At 71.3% G+C, this 17,201-nt stretch carries 14 protein-coding genes; 3 read left to right on the plus strand and 11 right to left on the minus strand.

All coding sequences use genetic code 11. From position 1 onward, the window contains the following. The first annotated feature begins 2 nt into the window (after window positions 1-2). Window positions 3-1,046 (plus strand): ABC transporter ATP-binding protein, encoded by a 1,044-nt coding sequence (locus tag VSH64_RS18645; protein WP_326836888.1) that lies wholly within the window; start codon window positions 3-5, stop codon window positions 1,044-1,046. 337 nt (window positions 1,047-1,383) lie between these two features. On the opposite strand, the gene VSH64_RS18650 is transcribed toward VSH64_RS18645, so the two are convergent. Further along, window positions 1,384-2,715: an alpha/beta hydrolase gene (locus VSH64_RS18650; RefSeq protein WP_326836889.1), complete on the minus strand. Its 1,332-nt coding sequence runs from the start codon at window positions 2,713-2,715 to the stop codon at window positions 1,384-1,386. A gap of 264 nt (window positions 2,716-2,979) precedes the next feature. Between VSH64_RS18650 and VSH64_RS18655 the strand changes: the two genes are divergently transcribed. Beyond that, window positions 2,980-3,621, plus strand: a complete 642-nt coding sequence (locus tag VSH64_RS18655) for a TetR/AcrR family transcriptional regulator (protein ID WP_326836890.1) — start codon at window positions 2,980-2,982, stop codon at window positions 3,619-3,621. Between the two features lie 45 nt (window positions 3,622-3,666). Here the strand turns inward: VSH64_RS18655 and VSH64_RS18660 are convergent, their stop codons facing one another. Further along, window positions 3,667-4,437: an enoyl-CoA hydratase/isomerase family protein gene (locus VSH64_RS18660; protein ID WP_326836891.1), complete on the minus strand. Its 771-nt coding sequence runs from the start codon at window positions 4,435-4,437 to the stop codon at window positions 3,667-3,669. A 57-nt stretch (window positions 4,438-4,494) separates the two neighbouring features. After that, the gene (locus VSH64_RS18665; protein WP_326836892.1) at window positions 4,495-6,201 is read right to left on the minus strand and encodes an AMP-binding protein; all 1,707 of its coding nucleotides are present in this window, start codon (window positions 6,199-6,201) and stop codon (window positions 4,495-4,497) included. A 138-nt stretch (window positions 6,202-6,339) separates the two neighbouring features. On the opposite strand from VSH64_RS18665, the gene VSH64_RS18670 reads away from it, so the two are divergent. Continuing rightward, window positions 6,340-7,371, plus strand: a complete 1,032-nt coding sequence (locus VSH64_RS18670) for an LLM class F420-dependent oxidoreductase (RefSeq protein WP_326836893.1) — start codon at window positions 6,340-6,342, stop codon at window positions 7,369-7,371. A 26-nt stretch (window positions 7,372-7,397) separates the two neighbouring features. Here VSH64_RS18670 and VSH64_RS18675 read toward each other — a convergent pair whose 3' ends face one another. From VSH64_RS18675 to VSH64_RS18710, 8 genes are all read right to left on the minus strand, one after another. Next, window positions 7,398-8,003 (minus strand): TetR/AcrR family transcriptional regulator, encoded by a 606-nt coding sequence (locus VSH64_RS18675; RefSeq protein ID WP_326836894.1) that lies wholly within the window; start codon window positions 8,001-8,003, stop codon window positions 7,398-7,400. Window positions 8,004-8,010: 7 nt separating this feature from the next. Continuing rightward, on the minus strand, window positions 8,011-9,708 hold the full coding sequence (locus VSH64_RS18680; protein WP_407655687.1) for an acyclic terpene utilization AtuA family protein: 1,698 nt from the start codon (window positions 9,706-9,708) through the stop codon (window positions 8,011-8,013). A 77-nt stretch (window positions 9,709-9,785) separates the two neighbouring features. Further along, window positions 9,786-10,592: a TIGR03084 family metal-binding protein gene (locus VSH64_RS18685; RefSeq protein WP_326836896.1), complete on the minus strand. Its 807-nt coding sequence runs from the start codon at window positions 10,590-10,592 to the stop codon at window positions 9,786-9,788. A gap of 1 nt (window position 10,593) precedes the next feature. Continuing rightward, window positions 10,594-11,355 carry an enoyl-CoA hydratase/isomerase family protein gene (locus tag VSH64_RS18690; protein WP_326836897.1) on the minus strand — a complete coding sequence of 254 codons (762 nt, stop codon included), beginning with the start codon at window positions 11,353-11,355 and terminating at the stop codon, window positions 10,594-10,596. Then, window positions 11,352-13,373 carry an acetyl/propionyl/methylcrotonyl-CoA carboxylase subunit alpha gene (locus VSH64_RS18695; RefSeq protein ID WP_326836898.1) on the minus strand — a complete coding sequence of 674 codons (2,022 nt, stop codon included), beginning with the start codon at window positions 13,371-13,373 and terminating at the stop codon, window positions 11,352-11,354. Before VSH64_RS18695 ends, VSH64_RS18690 begins: the two co-directional genes overlap by 4 nt. 8 nt (window positions 13,374-13,381) lie before the next feature. After that, complete coding sequence (locus VSH64_RS18700; protein ID WP_326836899.1) at window positions 13,382-14,983, minus strand: acyl-CoA carboxylase subunit beta; 1,602 nt, start codon at window positions 14,981-14,983, stop codon at window positions 13,382-13,384. A gap of 40 nt (window positions 14,984-15,023) precedes the next feature. Further along, window positions 15,024-16,178 carry an acyl-CoA dehydrogenase family protein gene (locus tag VSH64_RS18705; protein WP_326836900.1) on the minus strand — a complete coding sequence of 385 codons (1,155 nt, stop codon included), beginning with the start codon at window positions 16,176-16,178 and terminating at the stop codon, window positions 15,024-15,026. Between the two features lie 216 nt (window positions 16,179-16,394). After that, window positions 16,395-16,964 carry a TetR/AcrR family transcriptional regulator gene (locus tag VSH64_RS18710; RefSeq protein WP_326836901.1) on the minus strand — a complete coding sequence of 190 codons (570 nt, stop codon included), beginning with the start codon at window positions 16,962-16,964 and terminating at the stop codon, window positions 16,395-16,397. Between the last annotated feature and the right edge of the window lie 237 nt (window positions 16,965-17,201).

Consider the following 17,201-nt stretch of genomic DNA (forward strand, 5'->3'; position numbering starts at 1 on the left):
GCGTGCTCGCCGTGTCCGACCTGCTCACCCAGGCAGGCTCCTTCCGGCTCGGGCCGCTGAACCTCTCCGTGCGCGCCGGGCGCGTCCTGGTCGTGCTCGGGCCCTCCGGCGCCGGCAAGAGCATGCTGCTCGACACCATCGCCGGATTCCGCACCCCCCGGCGCGGCAACGTGCAGCTCAACGGCCTCGACATCACGCGCCTACCCGCCGACCAGCGCCGGATCGGCGTGGTGTTCCAGGACGCCGCCCTTTTCCCCCACCTGTCCGTCCGCGACAACGTCGGGTTCGCCCCCACGCTGCACGGTCGGCGACGCGACCCGGAGATCGACGAACTACTCGCCCGATTCGGCATCACCCACCTCGCCCGCCGGGCACCACGTTCGCTCAGCGGCGGCGAGCGCCAACGAGTCGCGCTCGCCCGCGCCCTCGCCGCGCGCCCGGCCGCACTGCTGCTGGACGAACCCCTCTCGGCCCTGGACCAGCCCGTCCGCGAAGAGCTCCGCGACGTGCTGCGTGAGACGCTCAACGAGCTGGCGGTGCCCGCGATCCACGTCACGCACGACCGCGACGAAGCGCTCCGTCTCGCCGACGACCTGGCCATCCTCGACGCCGGTAGCCTGCGCCAAACCGGCCCCACCGACCAGCTCACCCACCAGCCCATCGACACGGTCACTGCACGCCTGCTCGGCTGGACCGAACTCGGCCCCGCGACCCGCGACGCCGACGGACTGCACGTGGGTGACCTACCGCTCGACCCCGCGATCCTCGCCGCGCCGGCGACACAGGGAACCGTTTTCTACCGCCCGGAGGAAGTCTTGATCGGCGGCCCCGACCGTCACCCGTCCGCCGCTCTACGGGTGCGCACCAAAGTGGCCGAGGTGGTGCCGACCGTCCCGCTCGCCCGGGTGCTGCTGGGCACCGCACCGCCGATCACCGCTCTCGTGCTGCATCGCGACCTCGAAGGACTGGGTGGTGAAGTCGAGGTCACCGTGCCGCTTCACGCGCTGCGAGTCATCGCACCCGACTCGTCGTCACCACGCGCCTGAGGCGCTGCAGCGAGAACAGGTGCCCGAACCACAAGGGGCGCGAAGCTCGGGCGTACAGCCAAGCGCGCCGAAGAGCCAGAGCACCACGCGTGACCGTGACCCGAACACGCTCAGAATCGGCGCCGAGCCGACGTTCACGCACAGCGACAACCTGCGTGCATCGCTTGTCGCGGCAAGGATTCCTGCTTCTTGACGACGCCTCCCCCGGGTTCGACTCACGTCGGAAGGTGTCGGACGGCACCGCAGCCGCGCGCCGCGGGAAGCCGGTGCGCGGCTGCAGTGTCGAAAGAGCGGTGTCGAGAGCCGGCGTTGAGAGGCCGGCGTTGAGGACCGGTGCTCAACTGCCGCCGAGTACCTGCTCCGGAAACGTGCCGACGAGACTGTCGGTCAGGTTGCCGAGGGTGGAGAGGGCCGCGGACATGCCCGGGATCGGGTCCTGGTTGTCGCCGAGGCCGGGGACGGCGTTGCTGCCCCGTTGGAGCAGCGCGATGGCCGGGACGGCTGCTTGCACGATCGTCGCGTTGATCGCCCGTGCTGCCAGGCTCGGGGTGGGGTTGGGCGGAGTGGGGACGGGTGTGGCGGCGCCGGGGGTGCTGTCGTGGACGGCGGGGCCGGCTCCGACGTATTTGTCCGCGAAGTCGAGCATGCGGGCGTTGCTGTCCGGCGCGCTCTTCTCGAGCTGGAGATCGTGGGCGCTGTTCGGGACGACGTCGGCGAGGACTGTCGCGTTCGGACCGTAGAAGGGGCGCTCGAAGTCGGCCAGGGCCTGGGAGTCCGAGCAGCTCGGGCCGAGCAGGCCGCAGATGAACGGGTCGTGCTGGCCGACAACGGTGTAGACGGGGATGTCGAGCGTGCGGTCGACGTTGAGGACGTTGTAGCCCGCCAGAGTCGCCAGTTCGACGAGGTTGCCGGTTTCCTTGAGTTGCTCGTCCTTCGCGACCACGCCGGGGTCGGTGGAGGTCGCGTTGCCCAGGTAGAAGCCGTGGCGGGTGTCGGGGTAGCTGGTGAGGTACGCGGGGTCCAGGCCGGCCGAGGAGAACTTCGGGTCGAGGGACGAGGGGTAGTCGTCGGCGATGATCTTCGTGACGACGTTGGTGTAGTTCAGCGAGTGTGCGATGCCGGTCGGCATGATCGCGTCGACGTCCTTGTACAGGCCCGCTTCGGTCATCGTGAGGATGCCGCCCAGGCTGTGCCCGACCTCGATCACCTTGCCGAACCGGGTGCCGAGGCGGCCGTCGCGCAATGCGGTGATGACCTGGTGGACGGTGCTGACATCGGCGTAGAAGGTGTCGAACGCGCTCAGCGGGTGGGTGGACCGGCCGTCGCCGAGGCGGTCGATGTTCATCGTCGCGTAGCCGCGGCGGTTGGCCGCCCGCACGTAGGAGTAGGTGTCCGGCTCGTAGGGCAGGTCCCAGTAGTACCGCGCGTACGACCAGCCGTGAACGAGGATTTGCACAGTGGTGGCACCGGGCGGCACGCACAGGGTGCCGGCGATGGTGGCCGGCTGACCGGCGGCGGTCACCGGGACCGTGACGTTCTCGCAGTCGGTGGCGGGGTTTTCCGCCGCCGCGACGGGTGCCACGGTGCTTCCGGTGGCCACCAGAACGGCGGCCAGCACGATCGCCGCGCGCCAGCGCCGTAGTGAATGAGCGTTCTTCGACAGCGTCATGGTTGACCTCATTGTCATCCTGGACCAAGGGCAGATTCGCCAGAAACCCGCTGATGAACGGGAAAACGGAGAGTATCGAGCGACACAGCTAGCTAGTGAACCGTGATTCACTAGCTAGCGGACAGTACCACGCTCGCGCCACCGCGCGATTCACGTGATCGGGTTGTTCTGCCCGACAGGGCCGAGGTGACGCGCGCCCTGCGGCGGGTTGAGGCGCTCGCGTACGGGGTACGATCGACGCGTCGGCCATGGAGGGAGGTACCGGTGGAAGAGGCGCAACGGCCTCGGCGCGATCCTGCGCGCAAAGCCCGGATCCTCACCGCGGCCGCGGAGCTGATCGCGCGCAACGGTTACCACACCGTGGGCATGGCCGAGATCGGTCAGGCCGCGGGGATCGTGGGATCGGGCATCTACCGGCACTTCGACAGCAAGTCGGCGATCCTCGCCGAGCTGCTGGAGCAGGTGATGGACCAGCTGTCCACCGCCGCTTCGTCCATCGTGGACGAAGCCGGCGACGACCGGCGCGCGGTGAGCGAACTGATCGCCAACCACGTGCGCATCGCCATCCACGACCGCCGGATCCTGCAGGTGTACCACCGCGAAGCGCGCAACCTGCCGGAGAACGACCTCCGTCGCCTGCGCCGCGCCCAGCGCCACTACATCGAGGACTGGGTCGGCGCGGTCGCGCCCCTGCGCACCGACCTGGCCGACGGAGAGATCCGCGTGCTCGTCCACGCGGCGATCGGGAGCGTCCAGTCGATTTTGTTCTTCAACTCCGGGCTGCCGGTGCCGCGACTCGCCGCCCTGCTGGTCGGCGCGGCGCACGCGTGCCTCGGGCTTGACGCGGCCTCACCCGCGATCGTCGCCGAGGCCGGCGAGGACTGGCCCGACGAGCAGGGCGCCTGAGCGCTCGTTGCCGGGAAAACGGCCGGGTGGAACAAGCGCGATTGCTTACTCCGACCCGCGTTTCCGCTCGCGGAACGTGGTCAGACCGGCACGCAGGTCCGGCGACTCGAGGTAAGCCGCGAAAGTGTCGTACTCCAGTCTGAGCGCTTCGGCGGTGGGCAAGTCGCGAGCGGCGTTGGACACCCGTTTGACCTCGGCCAGGGCCAGGGCGCTGTGGGCGGTGAAGCGGTGCGCGAGAGCGAACGCCGCGTCGAGCAGACCCCGCGCCGGCACGACTTCCTCGACGAGGCCCCAAGTGTGGAAGCGTTCAGCCGGTTCGAGGTCGCCGGTGAACAACAGCCGGCGGGCGACGTTGGCCGGGAGCTTGCGTTCGATGCGGACCGCGCCGCCACCACCGGGCAGCATGCCGTAGCGGACGTGGCCGTCGCCGAGCAGGGCGCCCTCCGCCGCGATCACGAGGTCGGCGGCGAGGACCAGCTCGAAGCCGCCGGCGACGGCGTGGCCGTTGACCGCGGCGATGACCGGCAGGGGCGAGTTCTCCAAGCGGCTGAACAGGTTCCCGGCGCGCCGGACGAAGGCCAGGATCTCCTCCTGCGCGCCGTCCAGCCGGTCGAGCACCTCGGGCAGGTCCGCACCGACGCAGAAGGCCCGCCCGGCACCGGTGACGACGATCGCCCGGCACGGCGAGACGGCGATGCGGTCGAGAGTGGACTCGAGCTCGGCCAGCAGCGCGTCGGAGAGGGCGTTGAGACGATCAGGACGGTTGAGGCGCACGAGGGCGATCGAGTCCTCGAAGGTCAGGTCGACCAGGGTCATCGGCACTCTCCACACAGGACATCGACACGCCGGGCAGTGGATCGCGAACAGGCAGAACTAGCCCTGGGAGCCGTAGTGGCCGGCGTGGCGGCTGCGAAGCTTGTACTTGAGGATCTTGCCGCCGACGGTTTCGGGCAGCGCGTCCTCGAAGACCACCGCCTTCGGGGTCTCGTAGCCACCGAGCGCGGCCCGGCAGTGCGCGATCAGCGACGTCTCGTCGGCCTCCGCGCCAGGCCGCAGCACGACGACCGCGGTCACGGCCTCGCCCCAGTGTTCGTGCGGCAGACCGATCACGGCGGCCTTCTCGACGGCCGGGTGCCGGTGCAGCACCGCCTCCACCCGCAGGCTGGACACGTTCTCACCACCGGACTTCACGATGTCCTTGAACCGGTCGACCATCACGCGCAGGCCGTCCTCGTCCACCAGGGCGCTGTCGCCGGAGTGGAACCAGCCGCCGCGGAAGGCCTCACGGGTCGCGTCCTCGTTGAGGTAGTACCCGGACGTGACGGTCGGGCTCCGGTACACGGCCTCGCCGGGGATCTGCGGCTCGTGCAGCAGGGACTCGCCGGTCTCGTCGACGACGTCGGACGCGAGCAGCGGGCTGGGCACGCCGACGTAGTTCAGCGCGGGAGCCGTGCGCTCGTAGACCTCGGGCCACTTCACCGGCCAGAACCGGTGGCACGCGATCGCCTCGGTCTGCCCGAAGATGCCGAGCACCACGAGGCCGGGCGCGTTCCGTTGCAGGGTCTCGTAAACGGCCGGCTCGAGCGCACCCCAGCCGTAGACCAGCACGGTGAGGCTGGAGAGATCACGCCCGGATTTCTCCGCCTCGGCGGTCAACGCGGCGACGAACTGCGGCGAGCCGGCCCACAGCGCGGTCGGCCGCTCCTCGTCGATGGCCAGGGCGACCTGGTCGGGCACCGGCCGGCGGCCCAGGACCAGCGAACCCCCGGCGAGGAACGCCGAGAACGTGAACACCTGGTCGCCGACGTGGTAGATCATCGGCAGGTACGTCATCACCTTGACCTCGGTCTCCACGCGCAGCCCGCGCGTGAGCGAGACGGAGAAGTTCAGCGCCGCCAGGTGGCTGGCCGTGTGCGAGATCATCGCGCCCTTCGGCATGGCCGTGGTGCCGGAGGTGTAGAGCAGTTGCCAGATGTCGTCGCCGTGGATCTCGACGTCGGGCTCGGTCACCGGCCGGCCGGCGAGGAACTCGCCGAACGTCGGGCTGCCCGCGACCGCGCCGCCGCCGATGGTGATCGTCGCCGCGACCGGCAGGCCGGCGGATTCGAAGGTCGTTCGTGCTCGCGGCCACAGCTCGGAGTCGACGATCGCCGCCTCCGGTTCGGCCTGCTCGATGAGGTAGCCGAGCACGTCGGGCGCCAGCGCGGGATTGATCGGCATGGCGACCATCCCGGCCTTCGCGATGCCGATCTTCGCCAGGTACGCCTCCACGGAGTTCTCGCAGAAGAGCGCGACCCGGGCGCCCGGTTCGAGCCCGCGCTCGGCCAGCGCGTGGGCGAGCCGGTTGGCGATCTCGTCGGCCTGGCGGAAGGTGACCGAAGCGAACTGCTCCTCGCCGTACGCGCCCGGCCGGCCGGTGACGGCGATCTTGTCCGGGTAGCTCCACGTCAGGCGTTCGAACACGTCGCCGACGGAGGTCCGTTCCCAGCGGTTGACCGCGCGGCGGCCGCGCAACGTCGTGACGTCGATCTTGCCGAACCGGTCCACATCAGCCTCCTTGCCGAATGCCAGACGCCGCACAGCATCCAACTTGGCGCGCGCACTGGCAAGACCAAAGTCACTAGCCATTCACATCGTTACCCGATCAGTGCAGCTTGCGAGGACGCCGCTAGTGAACAACGATGCACTCACCAAAGGTACGGTCAGGAGGCCACCGAAATGCCGTTCCGGGTGGGTGTCAACGTCGGCCAGTTCTTCCGCGGGGTGCCGCCGCGGTGGGACGAGCGCGTGCGGGAGATCGAGGACCTCGGCTTCGACGGGATCTGGTTCGCCGAGGCCTACGGCTCGGACGTGTTCACCCCGCTCGCCTGGTGCGCCGCCCGGACGACACGCGTGCGCCTCGGCACGGCCGTCGCGCAGATCCCGGCCCGCTCCCCCGCGGCGACCGCGATGGCGGCGGCGACGCTGGACCAGCTCTCCGGCGGACGCGTGGTCCTCGGGCTCGGTGCCTCCGGCCCGCAGGTGTCCGAGGGCTGGCACGGTGTCGCGTTCCCCCGCCCGCTGGCGCGAACCCGGGAGTACGTCGAGGTCGTTCGCCAGGTCCTGGCCCGCGAAGCCCCGCTCACCCACGACGGACAGTTCCACCGCCTTCCGCTCCCGTCGGGCACCGGGCTCGGCAAGCCGCTGCGCTCGACACTGCACCACCTGCGGCCGGACCTGCCGATCCAGCTGGGTGCCGAGGGCCCGCGCAACGTCGCGCTCGCGGCCGAGATCGCCGACGGCTGGCACGCGATGTTCTTCTCCCCCGAGGCCGACGCGTTCCACCGGGCCGCGCTCGACGCCGGTTTCTCCCGCCGGCCCGGTGGCCGCCCGGCGCGCTTCGAGGTGATCGCCACGGTGCCGGTCGTCGTGCACGAGGACGTCGAGCGCGCGGCCGACCGCGTCCGGCCGGAGCTCGCGCTGTACATCGGCGGCATGGGCGCCCGTGAAGCGAACTTCCACCACGACGTTTTCACCCGCCTGGGTTACGCCGACGTGGCGGCGCGCGTACAGGACCTCTACCTCCGTGGCGAGAAACGGGCTGCCGCGGCGGCGATCCCGACCGCGCTCGTCGAGGCGGTCGCCCTCGTGGGGCCCGTGGGCAAGATCCGTGAGGAGCTGAGCCGGTGGGAGTCCACTGTGGTCGATTCGCTCGCGGTGCAGGGACTGCCGGACGACCTCGCCCTCGTGGCCCGCGCCGTGCTCGGCTGACGGCGGCACGGCCGCGCGCGCCCGGCTCACCCGCGCGCCTCCGGTTCGACCGGCGGCACACCCAGGCAGGCGTGCGCCGCACCGCACAGCAGCTCCGTGAGCCGGCCGGCGGGCAGGCCCGAGTGGTGGAACAACACCGACTGCACGCAGCCGATCGCCGAGTGGACCAGCACCCTCGCCTCACCTTCCGCCAGGCCCGGCCGCAGTGGCCGCACCGCCGCCGCCCAGCCCTCCAGGTACTCGCGCTGGGCCCGCTGCAGCCGGCGCAGGTCCGCAGCCGGGAGGTTGCGCGCCTCCAGGTGGTACACCTGCAGGATCCGCCGCTCCTCCACGGCGACGCGGACGTGGTGGCGCACCAGCTCGGTCACCGCGGTCCGCTCGTCCGGCGCGGTCGTCCGGATCTCGGCGGCCGCCGAGTCCAGCAGGTCCATCACGCGGTACAGCAGCGCGGTCAGGATCGCCGCCTTGCTCGGGAAGTGGCGGTAGACCCCGGTGCTCACGATGCCCGCCGCCGCGCCGATCTCGGCCAGGCCCACCGCGTGGTAGCCGTGGCGCGAGATCAGCTCGGCCGAGACGGCCAGGATCCGCTCCTTGCGATCCGGGTCGCGTCTCGGTGTCCGCGCTTCGTCCACTGTGGACTCAGGTCCGGAGGAGGTGTTCCGGGACGTCCGCGAGCCGGCTGCGCAGGTACTCGCCCAGCCCCTTCGCCTGCGGGTCGGGCCGCGTCGCGGAGGCGACGCCCGCACCGAGGATGCCCACGACCACGAGGTTCACCGCGCGCAGGTTGGCCAGCTCGTAACGCCGGATGTCCAGCTCCGCGGCCTCCGGGAGCAGTTCGCGCACGCGCTCGACGGTGAGATACCCGCGCAGCCACGCGTACTCCTCGTCGGTGCGGACCCACAGCCCGAGGTTGGCGTTGCCGCCCTTGTCCCCGGATCGGGCTCCCACGAGCGTGCCGAGCGGCAGCCGCCGGGTCGGCCCGGCCGGCACCTCGGCCACCGCCGGTTCCGGGACCTCGGGCATGACCGCCGTGACCGGGCTGTGCGGGATGGTCCGCACGGTCCCGTCGGGCAGCGTCACGCGGTGCTCCACTTCGGACGCGGGGATCAGCGTCGGCCAGTAGACGCCGTACGCGCTTTCCGCGGACGGCGGCGTGGTGGTGTGGAAACCCGGGTAGCCGCCGAGCGCGAGCTCCATGGTGGTGTTGGAGAACGCACGGCCGACCTTGCGCCGGTCGGGGTCCTTCACCGTCACGCGCAGGTGCGCGGTGGCCTCGGCGTTGGTCGCCGCGTCGGGGTGGTCGAACCGCAGCAGCCGCACGTCGAACTCCGCGAACCGCTCCCGTCCGCCCAGCAGTTCGACCAGCTGCTGCTCGGCCCACGCCGCTTTCTCCTCGATGCGGGTGCCGGTCAGCACGAGCGTCATCGTGTTGCGGTACCCACCCTCGTAGTTGAGCGCCACCTTGAGCCGGTCGGTCGGCGCGGTGCCGCGCACGCCCCGGATGCGCACGCGGTGCTCGCCGGCGGGCACGAGCTCGAGGGTGTCGAAGTGGGCCACGGCGTCCGGCCCGAGGTACGCCGGCTCGGCGATCTCGTACAGCAGCTGCGCGGTCACGGTGCCCACGGACACGAGCCCGCCGGTGTCGGCGTGCTTGGTGATCACGCTGGAGCCGTCGGCCTCGACCTCGGCGATCGGGAAGCCCGGGTACCGGCGGTCGGTCACCTCCTCGAAGAACGCGTAATTCCCGCCCGTGGCCTGGGGCCCGCATTCGATCACGTGGCCGGCGGCCATCGCGCCGGCGATCTTGTCGTGGATGTCCGCGTCGTCGCGGGTCCAGCCGTGCCACCACGCCGCCGGGCCGACCACCACCGACGCGTCGGTGACCCGCCCGGTCACGACCAGGTCCGCGTCCGCCCGCAGGGCTTCGGTGATCCCCCACGCGCCGAGGTAGGCGTTGGCCGAGACCGGGCGCACGCCGGCGTCGGCGAGCTTGCGGCCGGTGTCGAGGTGCGCGAAGGCGTGGCCGGCCGCCTGCAGCTCGTCGAGCCGGGGCACGAGGTCGTCTCCGTCGACGTAGGCGATGCGTGGGTGCAGGCCGAGCCGTTCGGCCAGCGCGCCCAGTTCCGCGGCCAGCCCGGCGGGGTTGAGGCCGCCGGCGTTCGACACGATCCGGACGCCGCGGTCGAGGCAGGTGCCCAGCACGTGCTCGATCTGGGTGAGGAACGTCTTCGCGTACCCCGTCGCCGGGTCCTTCTGCTTGGCCTTCCAGAGGATCAGCATGGTCAGCTCGGCGAGGTAGTCGCCGGTCAGCACGTCGATCGGGCCGCCCTCGACCATCTCGCGGGCGGCCTGCAACCGGTCGCCGTAGAAGCCGGAGCAGTTGCCGATGCGCACGGCGCGGCCGCCGGTCGTGGTCACGAGGGTCCTCCCGCGGGGTTCAGGGGCGCTCGCCCGGTTCCGGGGCTGCCGGCGAAGGTCTGGGCGACCGACAGCCACTCGGTCGCGACCGGGCCCGCCACTTCGAGAGCGGTGTCGTCGCGGTGGCGGCGCTGCGTCACGACGAGGCAGAAGTCGAGCGCGGTCCCGGTGACGCGGTCCGCGGCCTCGGCCGGACCCCACGTCCACCCGGCACCGGACGCGGCCGTGAGCTCGACCCGGATCGGCTCGGCCGGTGCGGGTTTTCCGTTCAGGGCGAAGGAAAACGCGGTGGTCTGCACGCCGAGGTGCGCGATGTGGCGCAGCCGGTCGGTCGGCTCGCGGTCGCGGCCCAGCGCGTCGGCGACGTCCTGGCCGTGCGCCCAGGTCTCCATCAGGCGCGCGGTGACCGAGGACAGGGCGCTCATGTCCGGGCCGTACCACGGGAGCCGCGCTTTCGGGTCGAGGTCGCGGAAGACGGTGACGAACTCGCGGCGCGTCCGGTCGAACCAGGTGCGGACGGCTTCCGCGGCCAGCGTCGCGTGGTCGGCGGCGACCCGGTCGGGGAAGTCCATGCCGCCGGCCACGAGGGCGTCGGCGGCGAGCCGGAACGCGGCGGGGTTCACCGCGGCTTGCGTCGCCGTCTCGTCGAAGTACGCGAGGTGCGTGAGCTGGTCGCGCACGGTCCAGCCCACCGCCGGGGTCGGCCGGGACATCGCCACGTCGTCGAGGTCCGCCACGAGGTCCTGCAGCACGCGGGTCTCGGCGACGAGGTCGTCGAGCACCTGTCCCATCGAAACGGCCACGTCAGCGGCCCTGCCAGACCGGCGTGCGCTTTTCCTTGAAGGCCAAGGGGCCTTCCTGCGCGTCTGCCGACAGGTACACGGGTTCCCAGATCTCCTCGGCCAGGTCGTAGGCCTCGGTCCGGCGGTGGCTCGCCGACAGGTAGGCGGTGCGCTTCGCGGCGAGCACGGACAGCGGCGCGTTGGCCGCGATGCGCTCGGCCAGCTGCTGCGCGCGTTCGCGCAGGTCGGCCGCCGGGACGACGTCGTTGACCAGGCCGTGCTGCTGCGCCCGCGCGGCGCTGACCGGGTCGCCGGTCAGCAGGATCTCCAGCGCGACCCGCGGCGGCACGAGCCAGGACAACGGCGCCGCCCACGGCGAACCGCGGCCGACCTTGACCTCCGACACGGCGAAGCGCGCGTGCTCGGCGGCCACCACGAGATCACACTGCTGGGCGAGGAGGAACCCGCCGCCGTAGGCGATCCCGTTGACCGCGGCGATCGTCGGCTTCGGCACGTCGACGTTGCGCCCGAACTGGGGAAGGAAGTCCGGGGGCGGCACGGTCAGCGCGGTCTCGTTCATCTCCTTGAGGTCGCCGCCGGCGCAGAACGCCTTGTCGCCGGCGCCGGTCAGGACGAGGACTTTCGCGTCGTCGTCGGCGTTGAAGCGGTGCACGCCGTCGAACAGTCCTTTGCGGACCGCCTCGCTCAACGCGTTGCGCGCCTCGGGGCGGTCGATGGTGAGCCAGGCGACGCCGTTGGTCACCTCGTAGCGCACGGGGGTCATCCGGCCTCCTCTTCGGTGATGACGGCGACGATCTCGCCCGATTCGACGGTCTGGCCGAGCTCGACGGACAGCTCGGCCACGAGCCCGGCGACCGGCGCGCGCACGGAGTGCTCCATCTTCATCGCCTCGAACACCACGATCACCGCGCCGGCCTCGACGTGCTGTCCCTGCTCCGCGACGACCCGGACGACGGTGCCCGGCATGGGCGCCAGCAACGAACCGGGCGCGGCGTCCGTGCCGGGCTCGGGCAGCCGGGGCCGTTCGGTGAAGGTCGTGCCGCCCAGCACGCTGTCGCAGTGGACGGTGTCGCCGACCTGGTGCACGTGGACCGTGCGCCGGATCCCGTTCACGCGCAGGTCCACCCGGTCCGGACGCGCGTCGAGGACGGCGAGACCGTCCACCGGGGACCCGTCCACGTGCGCGTCCAGGCCCTGGCGGGTGAAGCGGTAGGTGACGTCGACGTCGGTGTCCCCGAGGCGGTACTCGGCGCGCTGCGGGGCACTCGCGACGTTGCGCCACCCCGTCGGCACGACCCGCTGCACCTCGGCCCGGGCCCGTCGCTCGGCCTGGCTCGCGACGGCGGCCGCCAGCGCGTGCACGGTCACCGCCTCCTTGCCGGGCACGCCGATCAGCGCGGCGGGTTCGTGGCGCGTGAGGTAGCCGGTGTCGGTCGCGCCGGCGGCGAACTCGGCTTCACGCAGGATGGCCACGAGCAGGTCGCGGTTGGTGACCAGGCCGTGGATCTGCGCTTCGGCGAGGGCTCTGGCGAGTTTGCGCACGGCTTCGGCGCGGGTGCGGCCGTGGGCGATGACCTTGGCGAGCATCGGGTCGTAGTGCGTGCCGACCACCGAGCCGTCGCGGACGCCGGTGTCGACGCGTACCCCGGGCAGGGCGGGGATCCGGAAGCGGTGGAGCGTGCCGCTGCCCGGCAGGTAGTCCGCCGCGGGGTCCTCGGCGTAGAGGCGCGCTTCGACCGCGTGGCCGGTGATCACGGCTTCCGTGGCTTCCACCGGCAGCGGCGCGCCTTCGGCGACGCTCAGCTGCAGGGCGACGAGGTCCAGGCCGGTGATCTCCTCGGTGACCGGGTGCTCCACCTGCAGGCGCGTGTTGACCTCGAGGAAGAAGAACTCCCCGTTCGGCGCCATCACGAACTCCACGGTGCCCGCGCCGGTGTACCCGATCGCGGCACCCGCCGCGACGGCCGCGTCACCGAGCTGCTTGCGCAGCGCCGCGTCCACGGCCGGCGACGGCGCTTCCTCGATGATCTTCTGGTACCGGCGCTGGATCGAGCACTCGCGTTCGAAGAGGTGCACGACGGTGCCGTGCGCGTCCCCGAAGATCTGCACCTCGACGTGGCGCGGGTTCTCCACGAACCGTTCCAGGAACACGGTTCCGTTGCCGAACGCCGACGCCGCTTCCCGCCGCGCGCTCGTCACGGCTTCGACGACGTTCTCGGCCGCACGCACGATCCGCATCCCGCGCCCGCCACCACCGAAGGCCGCCTTGACCAGCAGCGGGAAGCCGATGCCCTCGGCCATCCCGGTCAGGGTCGCCGCGGTCACGTCGGTGGTGTCGTCGATGGTCGCGCCGGGCAGCACGGGAACGCCGGCCTTCGCCATCAGCTCCTTGGCCGCGATCTTCGACCCCATGGCCTCGATCGCCGCGACCGGCGGCCCGACGAAGACCAGCCCCGCGTCGGCGCAGCGGCGCGCGAAGTCGGCGTTCTCGGAGAGGAACCCGTAGCCGGGGTGGATCGCGTCCGCGCCCGTGGCCAGCGCGGCTTCGACGATGAGCTCGCCGCGCAGATAGGTCTCGGCCGACGACGAGCCGGGCAGGAGCACGGCTTCGTCGGCGGCCTCGACGAACAACGCGTCGGCGTCGGGATCGGAGTGCACCGCGACGGTGGCGATGTCCAGGGCTCGCGCGGAGCGGATGACCCGTTCGGCGATCTCGCCGCGGTTGGCCACGAGCAGCTTCCGGATCGGGCGGGTGCCCGGCGTGGTCCGGCTGGTCTCCAAGGTGGTCCTCACATCCGGAAGACGCCGTAGCCACGCTGGCCGGCGACGATGTTGGAGTGCGCGGCGGACAGCGCGATGCCGAGCACGGTGCGGGTGTCGCGGGGGTCGATGAGGCCGTCGTCGTAGAGCCGCGCGGTGACGAAGAACGCGTGCGATTCCTTCTCGATCTGCGCCTCGATCGCCGCGCGGTTGCGCTCGTCCGCTTCGAGGTCGAACTCCCGGCCGTTGGCCGCGGCCGACTGCTTCGCGACGATGGACATCACGCCGGCCAGCTGCGCGGCCCCCATCACCGCCAGCTTGGAGCCCGCCCACGCGAACATCAGCCGCGGGTCGTACGCGCGGCCGGACATGCCGTAGTTGCCGGCCCCGAAGGACGCGGCGAGGTTCACCGTGATGTGCGGGACCTTGCTGTTGGCCACGGAGTTGATCATCTTGGAGCCGTCCTTGATGATCCCGCCCTGCTCGTAGTTCTTGCCGACCATGTAGCCCGTGGTGTTCTGCAGGAACAGCAACGGCGTGTCGGTCTGGTTCGCGAGCTGGATGAATTCGCTGGCCTTCTTGGCCTCCTCGCTGAACAACACGCCGCGCGCGTTGGCCAGGATGCCCACCGGATAGCCGTGCACCGAGGCCCAGCCGGTGACGAGACTGGTGCCCCACAAGGGTTTGTACTCACCGAAGCGCGATCCGTCGACCACCCGCGCGATGACCTCACGCGGGTCGAAGGGCACCTTGATGTCGGAAGGCGCGATGCCGAGCAGCTCCTCCGGGTCGTACAGCGGTTCGTCGGCGGGCAGCGACGGGCCGGGGCCGAGCTTGCGCCAGGTGAACTCGGCGACGATCTGGCGCCCGATCCGGATGCAGTCGCGCTCGTCGGCCGCGAAGTAGTCGCACAGCCCGGAAACCTTGGCGTGCATGGCCGCGCCACCGAGCTCCTCGTCGTCGGCGTCCTCGCCGGTGGCCATCTTCACCAGCGGCGGGCCGCCGAGGAAGACCTTGGCCTGGCCGTCGACCATCACCGCGTAGTCGCACATGCCGGGCACGTAGGCGCCGCCCGCGGTCGAGTTGCCGAACACCAGCGCGACGGTGGGGATCGCCAGCGACGACAGCTCCGTGAGGTCGTGGAAGATCTTGCCCGCGTGCACGAACAGCTCCGACTGCGTGGGCAGGTCGGCACCGCCCGACTCGACCAGGTTGATCACCGGCAGGCGGTTGATCCGGGCGATCTCCAGCGCTCGCAACGTCTTCTTCAGCGAGTACGGGTTCATCGCCCCGCCGCGCACGGTCGGGTCGTGGGCGATCAGCACGCACTCGACGCCGGAGACGACGCCGATCCCGGTCACCACCGAGGCCCCGACCGGGAACTGCGTGCCCCACGCCGCCAGTGACGACAGTTCGAGGAACGAGGCGTCGCGGTCGAGTAGCAGCTCGATGCGTTCGCGCACGAGCAGGCGGCCGCGGTCGCGGTGGCGCTGCTGGTAGCGGGGCCCGCCGCCCGCGATGGCCGCCTGGATCTGCTCGTCGAGCTCGGCCAGCACCTGTTTCTGGTGCTTCAGGTTGGTCTGGAAGGTCTCGTCCGCGGTGTTCAACGCGGACCGCAACACGGTGGTCATCTCGCGGTGGTCCGTTTCTCTCGGCTCGCTGGTCTCGGGCTCAGTACGACCGGGGCAGCCCGAGGCTGTGCTGGGAGACGTAGTTCAGGACCATCTCCCGGCTCACCGGCGCGACCTGCAGCAGGCGCGCGATGCCCCAGTACGGCAGCAGGCCGTATTCCGTGGCGAACCCGTTGCCGCCGTGCGTCTGGATCGCCGCGTCCACGGCGGCGGCCGCGGCCTCGGCCGCCGCGTACTTGGCCACGTTGGCGGCTTCGCCCGCCGGTTCGCCGTGGTCGTGCTGCCAGGCCGCCTTCGCCGTCATCAGCGCGGCCAGATCGGTCTCGATCTTGGCCTTCGCGAGCGGGTGCGCGATGCCCTGGTGCTGCCCGATCGGCACGTCCCACACGGCCCGCGTCGACGCGTAGTCCGCGGCCTGGCCCAGCACGTGGCGCGCGATGCCCACGCATACGGCCGCGCCGGTGATGCGCTCCGGGTTGAGCCCGTGGAAGACCTGGTGGAAGCCGTTGCCCTCTTCGCCGATCAGGGCGCTCGCGGGCAGGCGCAGGTCGTCGAAGTGCAGCACGAACTGCTTCTCGGGCAGCTTCGCCGACACCGGCAGCCGCGTCGCGACGAAGCCGGGGGTGTCGGTGGGCACGAGGAACAGTGACAGCCGCGCGCGTCCGGTGGTTTCGTCGCGGCCGGTTCGCGTGACGAGCAGGACGGCCTCGGCCTCGTCGACGCCGGAGATGTAGTGCTTGGTGCCGTTGAGGACGAAGTCGTCGCCGTCCCGCACCGCGACGGTCGAGAGCCGGTGGGTGTTGGACCCGGCGTCGGGCTCGGTGATGCCGAAGACGACCTTCGCCTCGCCGGAAGCCATGCGCGGCAGCCAGTGCTGCTTCTGCTCAGTGGTGCCGTAGTCGGAGATCATCTCGCCCGAGATGGCGGCGGACACCATGAGCAGCAGCAACGGACAGCCCGCGGCCGCGGTCTCCTCGCACACCATCGCCAGCTCGGCCAGCCCGGCGCCACCGCCGCCGTACTCCTCCGGCAGGTTGATCCCCAGGAACCCGTTGCGCCCCAGCTCGGCCCACAGTTCGGCGGTGGGCTCGCCGGCCTCGGCCCGCGGGACGTAGTAGTCCGGCCCGAACTTCCCGGCGATCGCCCGCACCGTGTCCCGGAGATCCCTGTGTTCCGCGGCCTCCTGAAAGTCCACACCGACTCCTTCGTCCGTCGAGCACGCTAGTGCATAGTGGTTCACTACGGCGGCTTTGGCAAGCGAGGACGCGGACGGGCACCTGACCAGGCAGCTCTGACAGTCCAGGGCGACCGAGGTCATTCAGCTGCCGTCGAATTGAGTGAATCGTGACTAACTGGGTTTGAGGGCGCCGGCGAGCTGCGCCGTCCGGCCGAGTCGGCCGAGGGCCGACGGCTATTCGCTGCGGGCCAAGAGAGTGCGGATCGCGGGTCCGGTCAGCCGGGCCACGTCGTCTGCCGAGGCGCTCGCGAGCGGGTCTTTCCGGGTGACCGCGCGGACGAGGCCGATGCCGAGCAGCCAGGCGAGGGCGAGGTCGGCGCGGAGGGCGGCGTCGGGTTCGTCGGTGAGCGAGGCCAGTGCCTGGCCGTAGGCGTCGCCGAGTTGTTCGCGCAGGGCGGCGCCGGCGGCGTCGTTGCCGGTGGAGCGCAGGTAGGTCTCCAGCGAGCGGTCGCGGCGTTCGGAGTCGTCGTCGAGGAGGCCGCGCAGGGTTTCGGCGAAGAGCCGTTCGGGTGGGGTGGCGTCGAGCCGGACGTAGCAGCCGCGGGTCATCACGGCTTCGAAGAGGGCTTCTTTGCTGCCGAAGTAGCGGAAGAGCAGTGCCTGGTTGGCGCCGGCGTGGCCGGCGATGTCGCGCACGGTGGTGCGGTCGAAGCCGCGCTCGGCGAAGAGCTCCTGGGCGGCGTCGAGCAGCGCCGCCTTGGTGGCCGCGGCGTCCCGTTTCCGGGCGTGCGATTCCGTGGTCACAGGGCCTTCCCCTCCGCAGTGGCGATCACCAGGACCCCACGCACGGCGACGCTGCCCGACCCACCCTCCGGTCGTCCGCCGCCGCCGTGGACGAGCAGCTACGACCTTCCTAGCAACAACGGGACCAAGCAGTCCTCGAGGAGACTCACCGCCGGGTCAGCCGGGCAGTACGCACAGCTCGAACGCGCAGAACCGTCGGCCTGCGACGAGCGCCGCACCGAAGGGGCCGGCACTGAC

Source organism: Amycolatopsis rhabdoformis, assembly GCF_035918295.1.
Lineage (GTDB): Bacteria > Actinomycetota > Actinomycetes > Mycobacteriales > Pseudonocardiaceae > Amycolatopsis > Amycolatopsis rhabdoformis.

Bases quoted from the DNA above. Each gene is read 5' to 3' on its own strand.
- VSH64_RS18660 (WP_326836891.1), bottom strand. From the start codon at position 4,437: ATGACCCTGGTCGACCTGACCTTCGAGGACTCGATCGCCCTCGTGCGC.
- VSH64_RS18680 (WP_407655687.1), bottom strand. From the start codon at position 9,708: ATGGTCGAGGGCGGCCCGATCGACGTGCTGACCGGCGACTACCTCGCC.
- VSH64_RS18670 (WP_326836893.1), top strand. From the start codon at position 6,340: ATGCCGTTCCGGGTGGGTGTCAACGTCGGCCAGTTCTTCCGCGGGGTG.
- VSH64_RS18650 (WP_326836889.1), bottom strand. From the start codon at position 2,715: ATGACGCTGTCGAAGAACGCTCATTCACTACGGCGCTGGCGCGCGGCG.
- VSH64_RS18690 (WP_326836897.1), bottom strand. From the start codon at position 11,355: ATGACCCCCGTGCGCTACGAGGTGACCAACGGCGTCGCCTGGCTCACC.
- VSH64_RS18700 (WP_326836899.1), bottom strand. From the start codon at position 14,983: ATGACCACCGTGTTGCGGTCCGCGTTGAACACCGCGGACGAGACCTTC.